This is a genomic window from Flavonifractor plautii ATCC 29863, assembly GCF_000239295.1.
In the GTDB taxonomy this organism is placed as follows: Bacteria; Bacillota; Clostridia; order Oscillospirales; family Oscillospiraceae; genus Flavonifractor; species Flavonifractor plautii.
Map to the genome: position 1 here is coordinate 3,487 of NZ_JH417767.1, position 339 is coordinate 3,825.

Genomic DNA, 339 nt, shown 5'->3' on the forward strand with positions numbered 1-339 from the left:
CCCCTTCCTCCGGAGTGGGGAACATGACCGGAGGAAAACGGCGTGGGTAGCCTTTTCCAATAGACCGCGCCCGATAAAACAAAAAGCGCCGCATGTATGGCCCTGTATGCGGTGCTCCCCCTGTGGGAATTTCAGGTTTATTCAGGTTTTCACGGTCAGAGGAGAGCCCGGCAGCACTCAGCCGCCGGACATCCAATGCTCACACCCACGCCAAACCGGATCACGGGCCAGATGTTTTCTTGTGCTCCGCCCTGGGTCGGTACAGTGCCCACACCCCACCACAGCAAACCAGGGGTAGGCCCCGGTATATCGGTAGTGCTGCACGAACCACCCGCAAGT